This is a genomic window from Algoriphagus sp. (assembly GCF_039969895.1).
Taxonomy (GTDB): Bacteria; Bacteroidota; Bacteroidia; order Cytophagales; family Cyclobacteriaceae; genus Algoriphagus.
The window spans coordinates 180406-197973 of record NZ_JBDVMZ010000021.1; the positions used below are offsets into that span (position 1 = coordinate 180406).

13 protein-coding genes are annotated in these 17568 nt (G+C 40.5%); 12 read left to right on the forward strand and 1 reads right to left on the reverse strand.

Annotated features, from left to right (window positions below):
- The first annotated feature begins 252 nt into the window (after positions 1 to 252).
- The 4 genes from ABJH64_RS15520 (at position 253) to ABJH64_RS15535 (ending at position 4016) form a co-directional block, all read left to right on the forward strand.
- Positions 253 to 1806 carry a terpene synthase family protein gene (locus tag ABJH64_RS15520; RefSeq protein WP_348273728.1) on the forward strand — a complete coding sequence of 518 codons (1554 nt, stop codon included), beginning with the start codon at positions 253 to 255 and terminating at the stop codon, positions 1804 to 1806.
- A gap of 23 nt (positions 1807 to 1829) precedes the next feature.
- Positions 1830 to 2678: an RteC domain-containing protein gene (locus tag ABJH64_RS15525; protein ID WP_348273729.1), complete on the forward strand. Its 849-nt coding sequence runs from the start codon at positions 1830 to 1832 to the stop codon at positions 2676 to 2678.
- A gap of 85 nt (positions 2679 to 2763) precedes the next feature.
- Positions 2764 to 3603 (forward strand): RteC domain-containing protein, encoded by an 840-nt coding sequence (locus tag ABJH64_RS15530; protein ID WP_111612304.1) that lies wholly within the window; start codon positions 2764 to 2766, stop codon positions 3601 to 3603.
- An 8-nt stretch (positions 3604 to 3611) separates the two neighbouring features.
- The gene (locus tag ABJH64_RS15535) at positions 3612 to 4016 is read left to right on the forward strand and encodes a hypothetical protein (protein ID WP_348273730.1); all 405 of its coding nucleotides are present in this window, start codon (positions 3612 to 3614) and stop codon (positions 4014 to 4016) included.
- Positions 4017 to 4084: 68 nt separating this feature from the next.
- On the opposite strand, the gene ABJH64_RS15540 is transcribed toward ABJH64_RS15535, so the two are convergent.
- Positions 4085 to 4366 carry a hypothetical protein gene (locus ABJH64_RS15540; RefSeq protein WP_348273731.1) on the reverse strand — a complete coding sequence of 94 codons (282 nt, stop codon included), beginning with the start codon at positions 4364 to 4366 and terminating at the stop codon, positions 4085 to 4087.
- A 318-nt stretch (positions 4367 to 4684) separates the two neighbouring features.
- On the opposite strand from ABJH64_RS15540, the gene ABJH64_RS15545 reads away from it, so the two are divergent.
- From ABJH64_RS15545 to ABJH64_RS15580, 8 genes are all read left to right on the forward strand, one after another.
- On the forward strand, positions 4685 to 5071 hold the full coding sequence (locus tag ABJH64_RS15545; protein WP_348273732.1) for a hypothetical protein: 387 nt from the start codon (positions 4685 to 4687) through the stop codon (positions 5069 to 5071).
- The gene (locus tag ABJH64_RS15550) at positions 5056 to 6339 is read left to right on the forward strand and encodes a relaxase/mobilization nuclease domain-containing protein (protein ID WP_348273733.1); all 1284 of its coding nucleotides are present in this window, start codon (positions 5056 to 5058) and stop codon (positions 6337 to 6339) included. Before ABJH64_RS15545 ends, ABJH64_RS15550 begins: the two co-directional genes overlap by 16 nt.
- Before the next feature lie 26 nt (positions 6340 to 6365).
- The gene (gene mobC, locus ABJH64_RS15555; protein ID WP_348334553.1) at positions 6366 to 8351 is read left to right on the forward strand and encodes a conjugal transfer protein MobC; all 1986 of its coding nucleotides are present in this window, start codon (positions 6366 to 6368) and stop codon (positions 8349 to 8351) included.
- A gap of 151 nt (positions 8352 to 8502) precedes the next feature.
- Complete coding sequence (locus tag ABJH64_RS15560; RefSeq protein ID WP_111612298.1) at positions 8503 to 8895, forward strand: hypothetical protein; 393 nt, start codon at positions 8503 to 8505, stop codon at positions 8893 to 8895.
- Positions 8896 to 9027: 132 nt separating this feature from the next.
- On the forward strand, positions 9028 to 13398 hold the full coding sequence (locus ABJH64_RS15565) for a CusA/CzcA family heavy metal efflux RND transporter (protein ID WP_348273735.1): 4371 nt from the start codon (positions 9028 to 9030) through the stop codon (positions 13396 to 13398).
- Between the two features lie 110 nt (positions 13399 to 13508).
- Positions 13509 to 14699 (forward strand): efflux RND transporter periplasmic adaptor subunit, encoded by a 1191-nt coding sequence (locus ABJH64_RS15570; RefSeq protein ID WP_348273736.1) that lies wholly within the window; start codon positions 13509 to 13511, stop codon positions 14697 to 14699.
- A 47-nt stretch (positions 14700 to 14746) separates the two neighbouring features.
- On the forward strand, positions 14747 to 16711 hold the full coding sequence (locus ABJH64_RS15575) for a heavy metal translocating P-type ATPase (protein ID WP_348273737.1): 1965 nt from the start codon (positions 14747 to 14749) through the stop codon (positions 16709 to 16711).
- A 41-nt stretch (positions 16712 to 16752) separates the two neighbouring features.
- Positions 16753 to 17547 carry a cation transporter gene (locus ABJH64_RS15580; protein ID WP_111612294.1) on the forward strand — a complete coding sequence of 265 codons (795 nt, stop codon included), beginning with the start codon at positions 16753 to 16755 and terminating at the stop codon, positions 17545 to 17547.
- The last annotated feature ends 21 nt before the right edge of the window (positions 17548 to 17568 follow it).

Below are 17568 nucleotides of genomic sequence, written 5' to 3' on the forward strand. Positions count from 1 at the left end.
CAGAATTCACAAGGTGGGTGATAAACTTAAAAAGTGTATCAATTATACAATTTTAGATGGTTTTGAAAAATAAGTGATTGATTAGTTGGTTTTTAGATGTCGGAATTTTAAACTGGACTACTGTTTTTTTAGTGAATAATAGAACTAAGCAAGTTCGGCAGTTGGATCTCCAACTGTAAAGGCAATTTAAATGTAAGCTCTGGCAAGGAGTTTTGTTATCGGAAGTACTGTGTAATCTAAACAGTCATCATCATGAATGGGTATGATTTGGATCCAACGTTTTTAAAGAAACTTTTCGGACTGGAAGGTAAAGTGAGTGATAATGCTTTTGAAAAAGTAGGTGAATTTCTGGAAATAAGGAATGCTAAACGAAAAGCTACCATCCGTCATGCCGGTACTGTGGAAACCGAATCCAGGTTTCTGGTGGAAGGAATGATCGGGATGTACTATATGGGTAAGTTGTCCAGACTCTACTTTCCGGGTGATGTCTTTATGGATTTTGAATCCTATCAAACACAGATACCCAGTAAATATCGCTTTAGGTCTTTGGGAGAATCTTTTTATATAAGCCTTTCCTACCCAAATGAAACGCTATTGCTGAAGGAAATACCTGAGTTCACAGACTTTTCAAAATCCCAGATTGCAAAAGTCCGACATTCTGATGTGGAATGGCATGCATTTACCCAGATGAACTACCGGGACAAACTCAAGGTGATTGAAGAGAAGTTCCCCAAGTTCACCTATGATCTGACCAATAATGAAAAGGCGAGCCTTCTGGGGGTAAGCTACGCTACAGCAGCACGTATTAAGAAAGAGTCCACTGGTAAAAAACCTGCTGATAAAAGTGGAAAACTTGGAAAATTGCTACACTATCCATTTCCTGCCTATGTCCACACTGATGCAGCTGAAATCGAGGAACAGACTGTCTCCTGGGCTTTTCACTTCCATTCAATCCTTAGGAACAACGTTGAGATCGCCTATTACAAAGAACAAAAATTCAGTTACCTGTCCTCCTGCCTGTATCCGGAAATTGATATTGAAAAAGGGGTTTGGATTTCCAAGCTCTACCTCTGGCTGTTTTATCTGGATGATTTGACAGATGATTTGCATGTCGGGCAGAAAGCAGGTTTTTGGGATTATCTACTGACTGGGGTTGATAACATCATGGGGGGTAAGCCATTGGGATTTAATCCTGATCGTATAACAGTTTTCCTAAATGCTTTTAGTGATCTGGCTACAGAATTCGATGCGCTGGTTTCTGGCTATAAGGAACTGAAGGGACTGATATTTTCCGAGGTTCTGAATTATATGCAAAAGAATAAAATTGAAGCGGAATTTAAGGACAAAAAGACTCTGCCTAGTTGGGAAGAATACCAGGTTATCAGGCCAGCTTTTTCAGGAGGAAATCTAGCCTTGGCCCTTTGTGCCTTTGAATCAAGTGAGAATTTTTCAAGTGATTCTTTTGATTGGAAAGAAACATCCGATCTCCGTGTGCAGGCTGCCAAGCTGATCTACTTATCCAACGACTTGATATCTTACCAAAAAGAAACTGATAGAGGTGATTTTATGAATGCCGTGGCGTTATTGATGCAACATAAAGGAATGAGGTTCAAAGAGGCCCAGCAGGAAATTTTGAACCTGCATGCGGAAACACTGGAGGAATTTATGGTGCTGGAAAGAAGATGGAGAGAGGAATACAAGCCTGAAAACAGTGGTATACTGAAATACCTCAAGCAGATCAAATACAAGATTGCAGGTTCAGTGCATTGGTCACTTTCGATTTCTCCACGCTACAGGAAGAGTTGATTCTTCACTTAAAATTCTAATTTATGAGCATTCTCGCGTTTTCGGACCAGATAATCTCCAGACTGAAAAATGATCTGGAGGTTTTGAAAATGGATGGAGAAAACAAGCTCATCCAATTTGAATCTGCCTTTCACCTAGTGGATGGGGCTTTGGATAAGATCAAACTGTTCATGGACAAATACGAATTTGCGTCTGATACGGAGGAGATAGAATTCTTCAAACACCATTTGACCTACCTCCTAAGGGAGTCTGTCTATTTCTCCGAGCTTTTCAATATGGAGTCTGTCAAACCGGCTGGATCGGAACATGAAATCAGAAAATTCTATGAAAAGGAATTGCTGAGTGTACAGGAGTTCTTACAAAGCAACCAGAACCTTTACAATTATCTCCTAATGAGAAAAGAGAACCAGGACAAGGTTTTTTTCTTAAGAAGTGCGCAGGCGCCAGTATATAAGCCGAATTTATTCTGGCATACCTTGGATACCAGATATTGTACTGTCTATACTTTGTATTGTGCCAGGATCATGGGCACTCTTTCATTGGCAGGCTATATCCATGATCAATTATTGTTCTTACATGACGCAAAGAGCCCAGTTAATGAAGATAGAAATCCCCAATTGCTTTGGACTGGGAAAAAGGCGGACTTGGTGGAATTGGTATATGCCCTGAAAACTTCAAATGCAATAAATTACGGAAATGCCAGTGTTTCGGAATTGGCAACCATTCTGGCAGAAGTATTCGGTAAGGAACTGCAGGGGTATTATAGAACCTTCCTGGAAATAAAGTCCCGTAAGAAAAACAGGACTTTGTTTCTCGATAGATGCAAAGAAAATCTGGAGGCTTATATGAGTAGTTTTGAAGCGGGGAAGTAGTAATCATTCCCTATGTATTAGGATTAAAAAAAGACACTGAATGAGTTGAGAGGCAATCAGAGTTCTGGAAATAAATAAGGAGGATATGAAAGCATTTGTAGAAAAGCTTTTTGAGGAGATGGAGTTGTCACTGAAAGAGGTGGCGAAAGAAACTTCAAGCGAAATACAAAAAGCTGAGAAAAGTGGAAGAGCTGTCCATGCTATTTTACTCAAACTTAAATTGTTTATGGGGGGATATCAATTTGCTGATAGTACCGAGGAGATAAAGTTCTTTAAGGAGTACAAACCTCTATTTTATAAAGAACTAATATTTTATTCTGAGCTTACATACATTGAATCAAGAAGACCTATAGGAAAGAAAGAGCTTATCAAGTCGTATTATCATCATGTAATGGATCAGATTCAGGATTTTTTTGCTAGAAACCATCAGCTCTATATCTACCATCAGTTGGATAGGAGTGACCAAGACGAACAGCTGTTTTTAAGAAATTCTCTCCCTGTTTCATTTATCCCAGATTATTCCTTTGATTTTGACCCGGAGTTTTCTACAGTGAACAGCAGTAAGTTGGCCAAAATAATGGCTTATGAAAGTCTGATTGAATATATGCAAGAACAGTTAATAAAATTAGAATTGGGGCTAGGTAAAAGTGGGGACAAAAATTCAAACCATGAATGGACGGACTCAAAGTCTGCATTGATTGAATTGGCTTATGCGCTGCATTCAAGAGGCTCTGTAAATCACGGAAAGAGTGATGTGAAGATGATCATATCGATTCTGGAGAAAATCTTTCATGTGAAAGTTGGGAATTTCTACCGCACATTCCAGAGCATGAGGGGCAGAAAAAAAGGGAGAACAATCTTTTTGGATGGTCTGAAGGAAAGCTTGGTGAAGCGGATGGATGATACGGATATGGGATATCAATAGGACAAATTATGTTTTGGGAAAATTTATTTATTGTATCGGTAGGAATTTGTCTTTTGGGAGGAGGCTTTGCGTTGAGGGTATGGGTGAATCGTAGGAGATTTTACCGACGCGGTCCCGGAGGCTTGCAATATTATTCTAGATATAGCAAAGCAGTTTTAAGTTCTATGGTTGAAGGTTTTATGATGTTTGTGAGTATTCCAATGATGATCTTGGGAATGCTGATTATATTTTTATGGAGTATTTATCTGATTGACAGAGGTAAGTATAAAATTCAAGACTCTGATAAAACAGAAAAAAGTCAAGAAGATCCCACAGCCCACTTCCTTGTTCCTGCGGAAAAGGGCTATGGTAAAAGATTGATCTACCCTTTACAAACCGATTCATTCCCTGCGTCCATGAATCGATTTGTATAAGGTAGATTTGATCACTGGAATGATACCTAAGCTTTCTGTATTTTTTAGCAATAAGTAGCCTGTTTCTCCTAGCATTGACTTGTCAGCCCTTTAAGTTTGGTACTTAGGGTAGTTAGTCCCGCTTTCTCCAAGCTATCGGAGATAATAGTATTCAGTTCTTCTTCTGATTCTTTTGAGATGCGAATAGGGCATTTTCCGGATTCGGATTTTTGTTCCATTCCACGTGTGATTACTTCACTAAGTAACAACACAGTTTTGCGGGGAATTTTCAGATCGATTTTTACTGTGTCATTCATGCCTGGAACGGCAAGTAGGGTATCGTAAATTGTTTCAAGAGATGAGTTCGCCATGTTTTATTAGTTTTGAGTTGGAAATAATGTTTTCCTAAAACTACTGTCTATCAATGAAATGAGCCTATTTAGAAATTGATCAGGATAGGTAAATGATCCAAGCACTTTTTATACTTGTATCACCTACCGACTGGGATTATAAAATGGATCAGCGATTTTTCCAAAGCTTGATAAACCTTCAATAAGCTAACGGGATTTCCTGTGTCCTCTGAAATCGGCAAGATGTACGGTTGTATCACAACCGGGATCTTGAACCCCTTACTCCGAAGTCGTGGGGTTGGAATTTGTAAAGATGTTGAACAGTGAATAAGGATCGTGATGAAGGAAAAGAACAAAAGAAGCAAATGGTTGCATGTTAGGCTGACACTTCAAGAATATGAGAAAATCCAAGAGGCATTTGAGCAGACAGTTCAGGATAATCTAAGTGATTATACCAGAAAATTGCTTTTGAAAAAGCCTGTTATCGGGAGGTATAAGGATACCGGAATGCAGGAACTTTTGGCCGAGTTAACATCGCTGAGGAGAGACTTGCATGGTATTGCTACCAACTATAATCAGTTGGTGAAAAAGATAAATTCAACTACTGGAAATGAACTAAAAATTCACCTTTCTGAGGGAAACATATTACAGCGGGTGATTGAAGATTCACTGAAATCGGTTACCCTTTTTATCAATCAATCAGCAGCGAAATGGTTGCAATCATAAAGACCAGCGCTTCTTTAAGACGACCATTCCACTACAATGAAAATAAGGTAGAACAAGGAATGGCTGAATTGCTTTTGATCCAGAACTATCCGGTTGAGGAAGGGGTCAAGTCAGCAGATATTCGTTTGAAATACATGCTTAAACTGACTGAATTGAACTCCAAAACTTCAGTGAATTCAGTGCATATTTCTCTCAATTTTGCTCCTGGAGAGGATTTTGAAAAAGAAAAATTACGAAAGATTGCCATGGAATACATGTATGGGATTGGGTTTGAAGACCAACCCTATCTGGTGTATAAACACACCGATGCAGGTCACCCCCATCTGCATATAGTCACTACGAATATTGAATTGGATGGAAAGCGGATTGCTCTCCATAATATCGGAAAACTCAAGTCTGAACCGACCCGAAAAGCCATCGAAAAACAGTTTGGTTTGGTGCCAGCCGAGTCCCAGAAACAGGGACTTTTTTTAGCAAAGCCTGTGTCGATTTCCAAACTGGACTATGGTAAATCTGAGACTAAGCGAGCCATTGGAAATGTAATGCAGCATGTATTAAGAAACTACAGTTACACTTCCTTGCCTGAACTAAATGCGGTATTGATAGGCTATCGAATTTTGGCTGACCGTGGGACTGAAGAATCACGAATTTTCAAAAATAGAGGTCTGGTTTTCCGGGTGTTGGATGGTCAAGGAAATAAAGTTGGGGTACCTGTAAAGGCAAGCAGTTTTCATTTTCGTGCTACACTTAATGCCATAGAATCAAAGTTTGAATTCAATAAAACAGAACGTAAGAAATATATCAATTCCATTCGCTCAGCAATTGATCTGACTGTATTGAAGATGCATAAAAGCAGTTTGGATGAGGTAATAAAATGCCTGGAGAAGCAGGGCATTGTCACGGTCAAACGGGAAAATCAAGAAGGTCGGCTGTATGGGATTACTTATGTTGACCATCGAACCAAATGTGTGTTTAACGGAAGTGCACTGGGTAAAAAATACAGTGTGAATGGATTGTTAAATCGATTAAAAAGTATTCAGAAAAATGAAACGGGTTCTACCGAATCGTTCCTCAAATCACCAAGTCTCCAGCAGGAAATTTCACACGCTCAGCGATCTATCATACTGAATTCTGATAAGGAAACCAGAACTTCCAATGGCTCTTCAAGTGGTTTGTTTGATGAAGTGATTACACCGATGGAGACGTATAGTTACCTGCCATTTGAATGGCGGAAGAAGAAACGGAAAAAGAGAAAGCAGGTAAAATAACAGGATTAAACTAGGAGGGGATGGGGATGCAAACTGGAGAAAACGAGCAGGGATTACGCAAGATTTTGGACATGACCCGCTTAATGGGAGTTGGGGTTTTGGGACTGCATTTTTATTACTATTGCTATGTTACTTTCAAAGATTGGGGACTGGTTTCAGATCTGACTGATGGAGTATTAGAGAATGTTATAAGTACCGGTCTCTTTGAGAATTTTTATACCTCCAAGCTTATTGCGATTGCCTTGCTTGCGATCTCACTTTTGGGAATCAAGGGTAGGAAGAATGAAAAGATGAATGCCAAAACAGCATCGGTTTATGGCGTTTTGGGCCTGGTATTTTATTCAGGAAGTTACGTCTTGATGCTGTGGAAAGCGCCAATAGAATGGATTTCGATTACCTACATGACAGTTACCTCCTTAGGTTTTTTGCTTATCCTTTCGGGTGGAACTATGCTTTCTAGAATTATTCATGACAAACTCAGTAGTGATGTTTTCAATTCAGAAAATGAAACATTCCCTCAAGAAGAACGACTGCTAGAAAATGAATTCTCAGTTAATTTACCTACAAAATATAAACTGAAAGGAAAGGTTAGAGACAGCTGGATCAATGTGATCAATCCTTTTCGTGGCCTGATGGTGTTGGGAACACCGGGTTCGGGAAAGAGCTATTTTGTGATTCGTCATGTGATTACTCAGCACATCAAAAAAGGCTTTTCCATGTTTGTGTATGACTTCAAATTCGATGATCTGTCATCCATTGTTTACAATACCTGGCATAAAAATAAGGCTAGTTATAATGTAGTTCCAGCATTCTATGTTATCAATTTTGATGATCTTACAAGGAGCCATCGCTGCAACCCGTTGGCACCGGAGACCATGTTGGATATTACTGATGCAGCAGAATCAGCCCGGACGATATTGATGGGTTTGAACAGGGAATGGATCAAAAAGCAAGGAGACTTTTTTGTGGAATCACCGATCAATTTCCTGACTGCTATCATCTGGTTTCTTCGAAAATACAATGGGGGAGAATTCTGTACCTTACCCCATGTAATTGAATTGATGCAAGCTGATTACGATGAGTTGTTTACGGTCTTGCGTACTGAGAAAGATATTGATGTGCTGATCAATCCATTTGTCAATGCCTATCTGAATGATGTAATGGAGCAGTTGGAAGGGCAGATTGCTTCCGCTAAAATTTCTATGGCAAGATTATCTTCAGCACAGTTATACTATGTGCTTTCAGGGAATGATTTCACGTTGGATATCAACAATCCAGCCGAGCCCAAGCTGGTTTGCATGGGAAACAATCCCCAGAAAATTCAGATTTATGGAGCAGTACTTTCACTGTATGTAAACCGTCTAGTGAAGCTGGTAAACCAAAAGGGAAAGCTAAAAAGCAGTCTGATTTTCGATGAGTTTCCGACCATCTATTTAAACGGAATGGACAGTCTTATTGCTACGGCAAGGAGTAATAAAGTTGCTACTACTTTGGGAGTTCAGGATCTTAGCCAGCTTAGAAAAGACTATGGACGAGAGCTTGCCGATGTGATTATGGGCATAGTTGGAAATATCATTTCAGGGCAGGTGAATGGGGATTCTGCCAAACAATTATCAGATAGGATAGGGAAGATCATGCAAGACAGGCAGAGCCTTTCCATAAACAGTGCAGATACTTCTGTCAGTCGATCAAAACAGTTGGAGTCTGCTGTTCCACCTTCTACCATATCCTCTCTTTCATCGGGTGAATTTGTAGGGATGGTAGCAGATAATCCAGATTGTAAACTGAGTTTAAAAGCATTTCATTCTGAAATTATCAACGACCATAAAGCCCTTAAAAAGGAGCAGGAGAACTATCAGTCTATACCTGAAATCCGAAAGCTGGACAATACTATCGTACAGAGAAATTACCTGCAGATAAAACAGGATGTTCAGGATATTATTCAAGCTGAGATGAGTAGGCTACTGAACGATCCAGGACTGAAGCATTTGGTGATAAAGAAGATTGAATGATTTTATTACTTTATCCTTGACATAGCTGGAAAATGATTTTTTATGCAGCTGTTTATCAAATTGTTTTAGAATTTAGTAAAACCTTAGAGGTTGTATAATTGCTTTTTTTCTGCAATAGCCTTGCACTACTTTATTTTGTAGCTTTGCAAATATGAAACGGCTTGGAAATAAATCATTTATTGCGCTACTCCTTTTGGGGATGTTGTCGATGAATTTGGATTTATGCTGTCAGATACAAAAGCTTCCCTTCTTGTTTTCACATTTTGGAGAGCATCAGAAGGAGCATGGTGATTCAGTATTAGACTTCGTCGTTGAAGATTACATAGATCACGGGAATGATAATACAGGTCATGACGAAGAAAATCATGAGAATTTACCATTTCACGGAAATCATACCTGTTCCCACCCTTCAATCTATTTCTCCTCCATTGCTGAATTTGTAGTACCTCAGTCTTTTACTGAGAAGGTACAAGCAGAAAGCTATTATAATTTCCTTTTTACCTCACCGGTTTTAGGTGAACTTTTTCAGCCTCCTCGGGGCTAATTCCCTCATTTCATTTCGTAGCAATTTATCCTGATCAGAATACTTGATATTCCTGTTTAAGATTGCTGTGAGTGCTTTTTTCTTTGGGCAAATCTGCCCACTTCCATTTTAATTCATAAAACTTAATTCCTTATGCTGGATAATATAATCCGGTTCTCAGTTAAAAATAAACTGATAATCGGGCTACTTACCATAGGATTAGTCATTGTGGGCGGGTATTCACTTACCCAACTTCCCATTGATGCAGTTCCTGATATTACCAATAATCAAGTACAAGTAATCACTACTTCCCCGTCATTGGCGGCTGAAGAAGTAGAGCGTTTAATCACATTTCCCATCGAAATCACGATGGCCACTATTCCTGACATTGAAGAAATCAGAAGCTTTTCGCGTTTCGGGTTGTCAGTTGTTACCATTGTGTTTAAGGAGAATGTGGATGTCTATTGGGCCAGACAACAGGTAAATGAACGCATGTCCGAAGTCAAAGAACAAATACCTCCGGGGATAGGAGCTCCGGGGATGGCTCCGATTACCACAGGGTTAGGGGAAATTTACCAATATGTAGTTGGTGTAGAACCTGGCTATGAAGACAAATATGATGCACGTGAACTTAGAACTATTCAGGATTGGATAGTCAGAAGGCAGCTACTTGGTACGCCAGGGGTAGCTGATGTGAGCAGCTTTGGAGGGTATCTCAAACAATATGAAATCGCCATAGAGCCTGATCGGCTCAAATCTTTGAATGTATCAATTGCTGATATTTTCCAGGCGCTTGAAGATAATAATGAAAATACCGGTGGAGCCTATATTGAGAAGGATCTAACTGCTTTATTTATTCGAAGTGAAGGCTTGGTAGGTTCTTTTGAGGATATCAATAATATCCCCGTACGGGTAAATGAAAATGGGATTCCAGTTCTCATTAAAGATGTCGCAAAAGTACAGCTTGGTAATGCTGTGCGCTATGGGTCTACCACCAGGAATGGTGAAGGTGAAGTAGTCAGTGCGATTGTAATGATGCTGAAAGGTGAAAATTCGGCAGAGGTTATTGATAACGTCAAATCAAAAATCGAAGAAATTAAAGAAACATTGCCCGAAGGGGTGACTTTAGAGCCTTTTTTGGATCGATCCAAACTTGTGGACAATGCCATTGGCACAGTTAGTAAAAATCTGATTGAGGGCGCCTTGATTGTCATTTTTGTTTTGCTGCTTTTGCTTGGCAATTTGAGAGCAGGGCTGATAGTGGCTTCGGTAATTCCACTTGCCCTGCTTTTTGCTTTCTCACTCATGAATCTATTCGGGGTGTCTGGTAACCTGATGAGTTTAGGGGCAATTGATTTTGGATTAATTGTAGATGGAGCCGTCATTATAGTTGAGGCAACCATGCATCATTTAGGTTTGGTGAAAAGGAAAACAAAGCTGACACAGCTGGAGATGGACGAAGAGGTGTTTCTTTCTGCAAGTAAAATCCGAAATTCAGCTGCGTTTGGGGAGATTATAATTCTTATCGTATATCTACCAATTTTAGCATTGGTTGGAACTGAGGGTAAGATGTTCAGACCAATGGCACAGACCGTGGCTTTTGCTATTCTTGGTGCATTTATACTCTCGCTTACTTACGTGCCCATGATCTCTGCACTTTTTCTAAGCAAGAAGATCAGTGACAAGCCTAATATTTCTGATAAAATCATGGGATTTTTCCATCGCTTCTACGACCCTTCCATTCGATGGGCTATGCATCATAGGGGAATAGTCATTAGTGTAGCCTTGGTTTTATTGATTGTTTCAGGTTGGGTTTTTTCCCGTATGGGTGGAGAATTTATACCTACTCTGGAAGAGGGGGATTTTGCTGTGGAAACGCGGGTGGTCACTGGTTCTTCCCTTCAGAATACCATGAAGGCTACAACCCAGGCAGAGAAGATTCTTTTGGACCAATTTCCAGAGGTAGTGGAAGTTGTATCTAAAATCGGGGCAGGTGAAATTCCAACGGATCCCATGCCAGTTGAAGCTGCGGATATGATGATTGTCTTAAAGGATAAAAGTGAGTGGACTTCAGCTACCAACAGGGAAGATTTGGCAAATAAGATGTCTGAAGCTTTGGAAGTTTTGCCAGGGGTCAACTTTGGATTTCAACAACCCATACAAATGCGCTTCAATGAATTAATGTCTGGGGTGCGTCAGGATGTGGCTGTCAAAATTTATGGAGAAGACCTTGAAAAACTATCTGAATACGCCAACCAGATAGGACAGATAGCACGAGGTGTAGAAGGAGCGGAAGATATTTATATAGAGGAAGTGACGGGAGTGCCACAGATAGTCATTGATTACAAAAGGGCTCAACTGGCTAAATATGGACTAAGTATAAAAGAAGTGAATCGGTCTATACAGGCAGCATTTGCAGGTGCTTCAGCCGGGAAGGTTTATGAGGGGGAAAAACGGTTTGATCTGGTAATAAGACTCGATCAGACTAAAAGAAATGATATTGAGGATGTTCAGAATCTTTTTATCGCCCGGGCTAACGGAGAGCAGATCCCGCTATACCAAGTAGCTGAAGTTTCAGTAAAAGAAGGCCCCTATCAAATCCAGCGGGATGATACCCAGCGGAGAATTGTAGTCGCATTCAATGTGAGAAATCGGGATGTAGAAAGCATAGTTAATGAAATAGAGTCCAAAATTGAAAATGCTGTAACATTTGAAACGGGTTATTTTGTGACATTCGGAGGCCAATTCGAAAATTTGGTTGAAGCTAAAGCCAGACTGGGGATTGCAGTTCCGCTGGCCTTGTTATTGATTTTTGTCTTGCTGTTCTTCACATTCGGTTCTATCAAACAGAGTATTTTGATCTTTACGGCTATCCCTCTTTCCGCCATCGGAGGGATTTTCGCTTTGACCTTACGGGGAATGCCTTTTAGTATATCTGCAGGAATTGGGTTTATTGCACTGTTTGGCGTAGCTGTACTTAATGGTATAGTTCTGATTGCTGAATTTAACCACCTGAAAAAGGAAGGGGTCACCGACATATTTGAAAGGATCTATTCGGGAACTAGAACCCGGTTAAGACCTGTAATTATGACTGCTTCCGTGGCATCTTTGGGCTTTTTGCCAATGGCTCTTTCATCTTCAAGTGGAGCGGAAGTTCAAAAACCACTGGCTACCGTAGTGATCGGGGGACTGATCACGGCCACCATCCTGACTTTGGTTGTCTTACCTATATTATACTATTATTTCGAAAGAGGTTTGAGAAGACCCAAAGGCACTGTAGGGTTACTGGTGATTGGATTCTTGGCCTTAGGAAATTTATCTTCCTATGCACAAACTCCAATGCATGTTACTTCCCTGGATCAGGCAATAGCACTGGCTTTGGAAAACAATCCAAGTGTCAAAGCTGAAGGACTTAGATTGGAACAACAGCGGGCATTAAAAGGGGCAAGCTGGAATATTGGGAAAACAGCTGTGGACATGGAATATGGCCAAACAAACAGTGCCTTCACCAACGACAGCCGGTTTTCGGTTTCCCAGACTTTTGAGTTTCCGACCACCTATAGCCGACAAAATGGATTGGCTGAATCTAAAATAGTTTCTGGTGAGTTGGCAGTGGAGATGAGTAAAAATGAATTGATCAGATCCGTGAAATCCACTTGGTATGCGTTGTGGACTGCAAGGAAAAAAGGGAAATTACTTGCCAGGCAAGACAGTATTTATGACCGGTTTGCATCTGCAGCTTCCTTGAGGTTTGAGTCTGGTGAAACCAATCTTTTGGAAAAGGCAACCGCAGAGACCCAGGTGGCTGAGATCCAGGCTATGATAGCTCAGAACAATGCCGATGTGGAGATCAATACCAAACGGTTGAGGATGCTTATCAATGCTGAAGTTACGATTGAGCCTGAAATGGGAGGATTGAAGGAAAATTCACCTCAGCTTTCTCTGGACCAGAATAGTATCGCCGACAACCCTACATTAGCCTGGGTTCAGCAGCAAATTGCCATTGCAGAAAAGGAAAAGTCAGTCGAAAAATCTCGGTTGATGCCGGACATCAAACTAGGGTATTTTAATCAGTCCTTCAATGGGCCAGGTCAAACCATGTCTGGAGACCCTGTAGTTTACAGCTCAAAAGACCGCTTTGATGGATTTCAGGTGGGTTTAGCCATTCCTATTTTCAGTTTGAAGTCACAATCAGCGATTATTAAATCAAAATCAATTCGGATTGCTGAAGCAGAGGAACAAGAAACAGCATTCACCAATGAGCTCGAAAACCGATTCACCTCTTTACTTCTCGAGTACCAAAAATTCCAGACCAGTTTGGATTTTTATGAAGATAGTGCTCTTCCTCAAGCAGAGCTTATCCTAAAACAATCCCAGAGAGGTTTCCAAAGTGGTGAAATTGGCTATGTGGAATACACACAAGGACTCAATAGAAGCTTGAATGTGTACTTCAACTATCTGGATTTACTGGACAAATCCAATCAAACACTTATTCAAATCGAATTCTTATCGGGTATCAACTAAAACCGATCAAACGGAAATAATATGAAATCAAGCATGAATAAAAAGTCAGATTCTAAGGTGATTAAGGAATGCGAGATTCATATAACCATAGCAAATCAAACTATAAACAGATGAAAAAATATATCATAAATAGTCTCTTCACATTACTTGTTCTTGGAATTGCCACGTCCTGTGGGTCTAAGGTTGAAAGCATTGAAATTCAGGGGGATCATGAGGAAAATGAATCCAGGGTCGAACTGAGTCAGGCACAATTTGATGTCACCGGGATTGAGCTAGGCAAGCTGGAATTTAGGGAAATTGGCAGCGAACTGATGGTCAACGGGGTGATAGACGTTCCGCCTCAAAATAATATTTCCATCACAATGCCTTATGGGGGATTTGTGAAGAATACTACACTCCTTCCTGGAGATGAAGTGAAAAAAGGCCAACTACTCGTGACAATAGAAAATCCTGAATTCATTCAGTTTCAACAGGATTATTTGGAAAGCCTGGCAAACAGTTCCTTTCTGAAGTCTGAATATGAACGCCAGGAGAAATTGTACAGTGAGCAAGTGGCATCCGGAAAGACATTTGAAGAATCCAAAAGTAATTTTCTGGCCAATGAAGCTAGAATCAGAACCTCCAAAGCCAAGTTGACCATGATTGGCTTTGATCCGGAGAAAGTGGAATCCGGGGAAATCAGATCTGTCGTGAATATTTACTCTCCTGTGACTGGAGCTGTGCTGGATGTATATACCAATATTGGCAAATATGTGAACCCACAGGATGTAATCATGGATTTAACGAATTCCGATGACCTCCATGTGGAGCTTTCTGTCTATGAAAATGACATCCCAAAAATCAAGAAAGATCAGCGCATCAAATTCAATCTCGCCAATACGAATGATGAATGGAGAGAAGCCCATGTGTTTTTGGTTGGTAAGGGAGTTCGAAAAGATAGGTCGGTGACTGTTCATGGGCATTTTGACAGTAAAAACACCGATTTGCTCCCAGGGATGTATGTGACAGCAAAAATAGAAACTGCAAGCGAAGAAGTCTTGGTAGCACCAGATGATGCGGTGGTAAGATTTGGGGAGAAGCATTTCATTTTTTCTTACTTGGGGCAACGGGACGAGAATGGAGAGCCCGCATATGACTATGAAATGATAGAAGTAGAAATGGGTAATAAGGAGGACGGATTTACGCAGGTGACCCTTTTGGATTCCAGTCTTGTCTATCAGGATATTAAACTGGTGACAAAGGGAGCATTTACCTTACTTTCAAAGGCAAAGAATAGTGAAGAAGAAGGCGGGCACCATTAATCATTTTGTGAAAAACACTACTAACATGAAACTTAAATAGAAAACCTATGGAACAGGAAAAAGTGGAACACTCTGGGATATTCGGAAAGAATAGTGAATTGATTTTCTCCATTTGCTGTGGAGCTCTTTTGGGAATTGGGTTTGGCCTGAGTTTTTTAGAAGATGTGCCTCAATGGGTAAGTCTTGCCATGTATATAGGAGCCTATTTTTTTGGGGGCTTCTATACCGCGAAAGAGGCGATAGAAACCATATTAAAGGGAGGTTTTGAAATTGATTTTCTCATGTTGGTCGCAGCCATAGGTGCTGCGATCCTGGGAGAATGGGCAGAAGGTGCATTGTTGCTGTTTCTATTTAGTCTTGGGCATTCATTGGAACATTACGCTATGGGAAAAGCGCATAAGTCCATTGAATCACTTGCAACTCTTGCACCAAAAACCGCCTTAAAGAAAACTGAAGGCAGTTCGGTGGAAGTGGGAATTGAAGAGTTGGAGGTCGATGATATCATCATTGTTAAGCCTAATTCCAGAATTGCGGCAGATGGGGTTATTGTAAAGGGAAGTAGTGCTGTGGACCAATCTCCTATTACTGGTGAAAGTATACCTGTAGACAAGGAAGCTATAAAAGAACAGGATGAACAGCATATTTCCCTAGATAATGTGCATCAGGAAAACAGGGCATATTCAGGAACGATCAACGGAAACGGCACCTTGGAAATTAAGGTGTTGAAAATTGCAGAAGACTCTACTGTTGCCAGGTTAATTACCTTAGTCAATGAAGCCAAAGCGCAGAAATCACCCACTCAGCTGCTGACCGATAAATTTGAGAAGTATTTTGTCCCATCGGTTCTGGTATTGGTAGTACTACTGTGCTTTGCCTTTTTGGTGTTGGATGAGCCTTTTAGTGATAGTTTTTATCGCGCAATGGCAGTTTTGGTGGCAGCAAGTCCGTGTGCGCTAGCAATTGCAACACCTAGTGCGGTATTGAGTGGCGTTGCCCGGGCAGCAAAAAAAGGAGTTTTGATTAAGGGAGGAAGACCACTGGAAGATTTGGGAGTTCTAACCGCAATTGCATTTGATAAAACGGGAACTTTGACAGAGGGAAAACCAAAAATCACAGTGGTAATCGCATGGAATAGTATTTCAGAAGACGAGTTGCTGGGAACCGCAGTTGCGGTGGAAGGGCTAAGTGATCACCCCTTGGCGAAAGCCGTGGTGAGAGACGGTAAAGAAAGGATGGAAGGAAAGAAAATCCCAGAGGCGGATTCATTGGAAGCCGTTCTTGGCAAGGGCATAAAGGCAAATGTGGGAGCAGATAAAATTTATATTGGCAATCTGGATTTGTACGAAGCGCTGGATGATAACAAACCCTCACAAGAAATTATCGAGAAAATAGAATCTTTGGAATCCAATGGGAACACAACCATACTGGTGAGGAAAAACGATACTTATATTGGTATCATCGGGTTAATGGATACTCCAAGAGCTGCGGCAAAGTCCACCCTTGCGGCGCTCAAGGAAATTGGGATTAAAAAGATGATTATGCTCAGCGGGGACAATCAGAAAGTAGCAGATGCAATAGCCCAAGAGGTTGGATTGACGGGGGCAAAAGGAAGTCTGTTGCCTGAAGAAAAGGTTGAGGCTATCAAGCAATTAAAGCAGTCAGAATCCAAGATAGCTATGGTAGGTGATGGGGTGAATGATGCTCCGGCTATGGCAGCTAGTACTGTTGGTATTGCAATGGGGGCAGCAGGGTCTGATGTAGCTCTGGAGACTGCCGATATAGCTTTAATGGCTGATAAGTTGGAAATATTACCTTTTGCAATTGGACTGAGTAGAAAGGCTAAAGGGATTATCAAACAAAATCTGTGGATCAGTTTAGGTGTAGTGGGACTTTTAATACCTGCTACAATTTTTGGATTCGCATCTATTGGAGTTGCTGTATTGATTCATGAAGGTTCTACCATTGTAGTTGTAGTAAATGCATTGAGACTGCTTGGCTACGAAAGGAATTGATAATATTGAATGAATGAGCAGCCGTTTAATTATTTTACTAAATGGAGAAGTCACTATTTGAAATAAAACAGATGGATTGTCCTTCCGAGGAAAATCTGATTCGGATAAAGTTGGATGGAATTACTTCTGTTAAGAACCTGGAGTTTGATATACCCAACAGAAGATTGATTGTCTTTCATATGGGGGAAATAGAACAGATTGAAAAGTCAATTTATGAATTGAATTTGGGAAGTAGGAAACTATCCACAGAACTTACTAACCAGACTGATTTCCTTGAGGATTCCAACCAGAAAAGGCTCCTCTGGTATGTACTTGCAATCAACTTCGTTTTTTTTCTTATCGAAATGGCTACAGGAATATTTTCCAAATCCATGGGGTTGGTTGCGGACAGTTTAGATATGCTTGCAGATAGCTTAGTGTATGGCATTAGTATATTTGCGGTGGGAGGGACTATTCGGAAGAAAAAACGAATTTCAAAACTTGCGGGGTATTTTCAAATTGTACTTGCTCTAATAGGTTTTTCAGAAGTGTTAAGTAGGTTTTTCGGGATGGAAGAAGTTCCCAACTTTTCAACGATGCTTATAGTTTCAATTTTTGCACTACTCGCTAATGCTCTTTGTCTTTACCTTTTACAAAGGTCAAAAAGTAAAGAAGATGCTCACATGAAGGCAAGTATGATTTTCACCTCCAATGATGTAATCATAAACTTAGGCGTTATAGTAGCTGCTCTTTTGGTCAACTGGTTGAATTCCAGTCTTCCAGATTTGATCATTGGAGGAGTAGTTTTTGTTTTGGTGGTCCAGGGTGCATTCAGAATTTTGAAATTGAGCAAATAGGGAGTTATATAATTTTAATAA

What these genes read in the sequence shown, in the direction of transcription:
- ABJH64_RS15520 (WP_348273728.1), top strand. Translation starts at nt 253, where the DNA reads ATGAATGGGTATGATTTGGATCCAACGTTTTTAAAGAAACTTTTCGGA.
- ABJH64_RS15525 (WP_348273729.1), top strand. Translation starts at nt 1,830, where the DNA reads ATGAGCATTCTCGCGTTTTCGGACCAGATAATCTCCAGACTGAAAAAT.
- ABJH64_RS15530 (WP_111612304.1), top strand. Translation starts at nt 2,764, where the DNA reads ATGAAAGCATTTGTAGAAAAGCTTTTTGAGGAGATGGAGTTGTCACTG.
- ABJH64_RS15535 (WP_348273730.1), top strand. Translation starts at nt 3,612, where the DNA reads ATGTTTTGGGAAAATTTATTTATTGTATCGGTAGGAATTTGTCTTTTG.
- ABJH64_RS15540 (WP_348273731.1), bottom strand. Translation starts at nt 4,366, where the DNA reads ATGGCGAACTCATCTCTTGAAACAATTTACGATACCCTACTTGCCGTT.
- ABJH64_RS15545 (WP_348273732.1), top strand. Translation starts at nt 4,685, where the DNA reads ATGAAGGAAAAGAACAAAAGAAGCAAATGGTTGCATGTTAGGCTGACA.
- ABJH64_RS15550 (WP_348273733.1), top strand. Translation starts at nt 5,056, where the DNA reads ATGGTTGCAATCATAAAGACCAGCGCTTCTTTAAGACGACCATTCCAC.
- mobC (WP_348334553.1), top strand. Translation starts at nt 6,366, where the DNA reads ATGCAAACTGGAGAAAACGAGCAGGGATTACGCAAGATTTTGGACATG.
- ABJH64_RS15560 (WP_111612298.1), top strand. Translation starts at nt 8,503, where the DNA reads ATGAAACGGCTTGGAAATAAATCATTTATTGCGCTACTCCTTTTGGGG.
- ABJH64_RS15565 (WP_348273735.1), top strand. Translation starts at nt 9,028, where the DNA reads ATGCTGGATAATATAATCCGGTTCTCAGTTAAAAATAAACTGATAATC.
- ABJH64_RS15570 (WP_348273736.1), top strand. Translation starts at nt 13,509, where the DNA reads ATGAAAAAATATATCATAAATAGTCTCTTCACATTACTTGTTCTTGGA.
- ABJH64_RS15575 (WP_348273737.1), top strand. Translation starts at nt 14,747, where the DNA reads ATGGAACAGGAAAAAGTGGAACACTCTGGGATATTCGGAAAGAATAGT.
- ABJH64_RS15580 (WP_111612294.1), top strand. Translation starts at nt 16,753, where the DNA reads ATGGAGAAGTCACTATTTGAAATAAAACAGATGGATTGTCCTTCCGAG.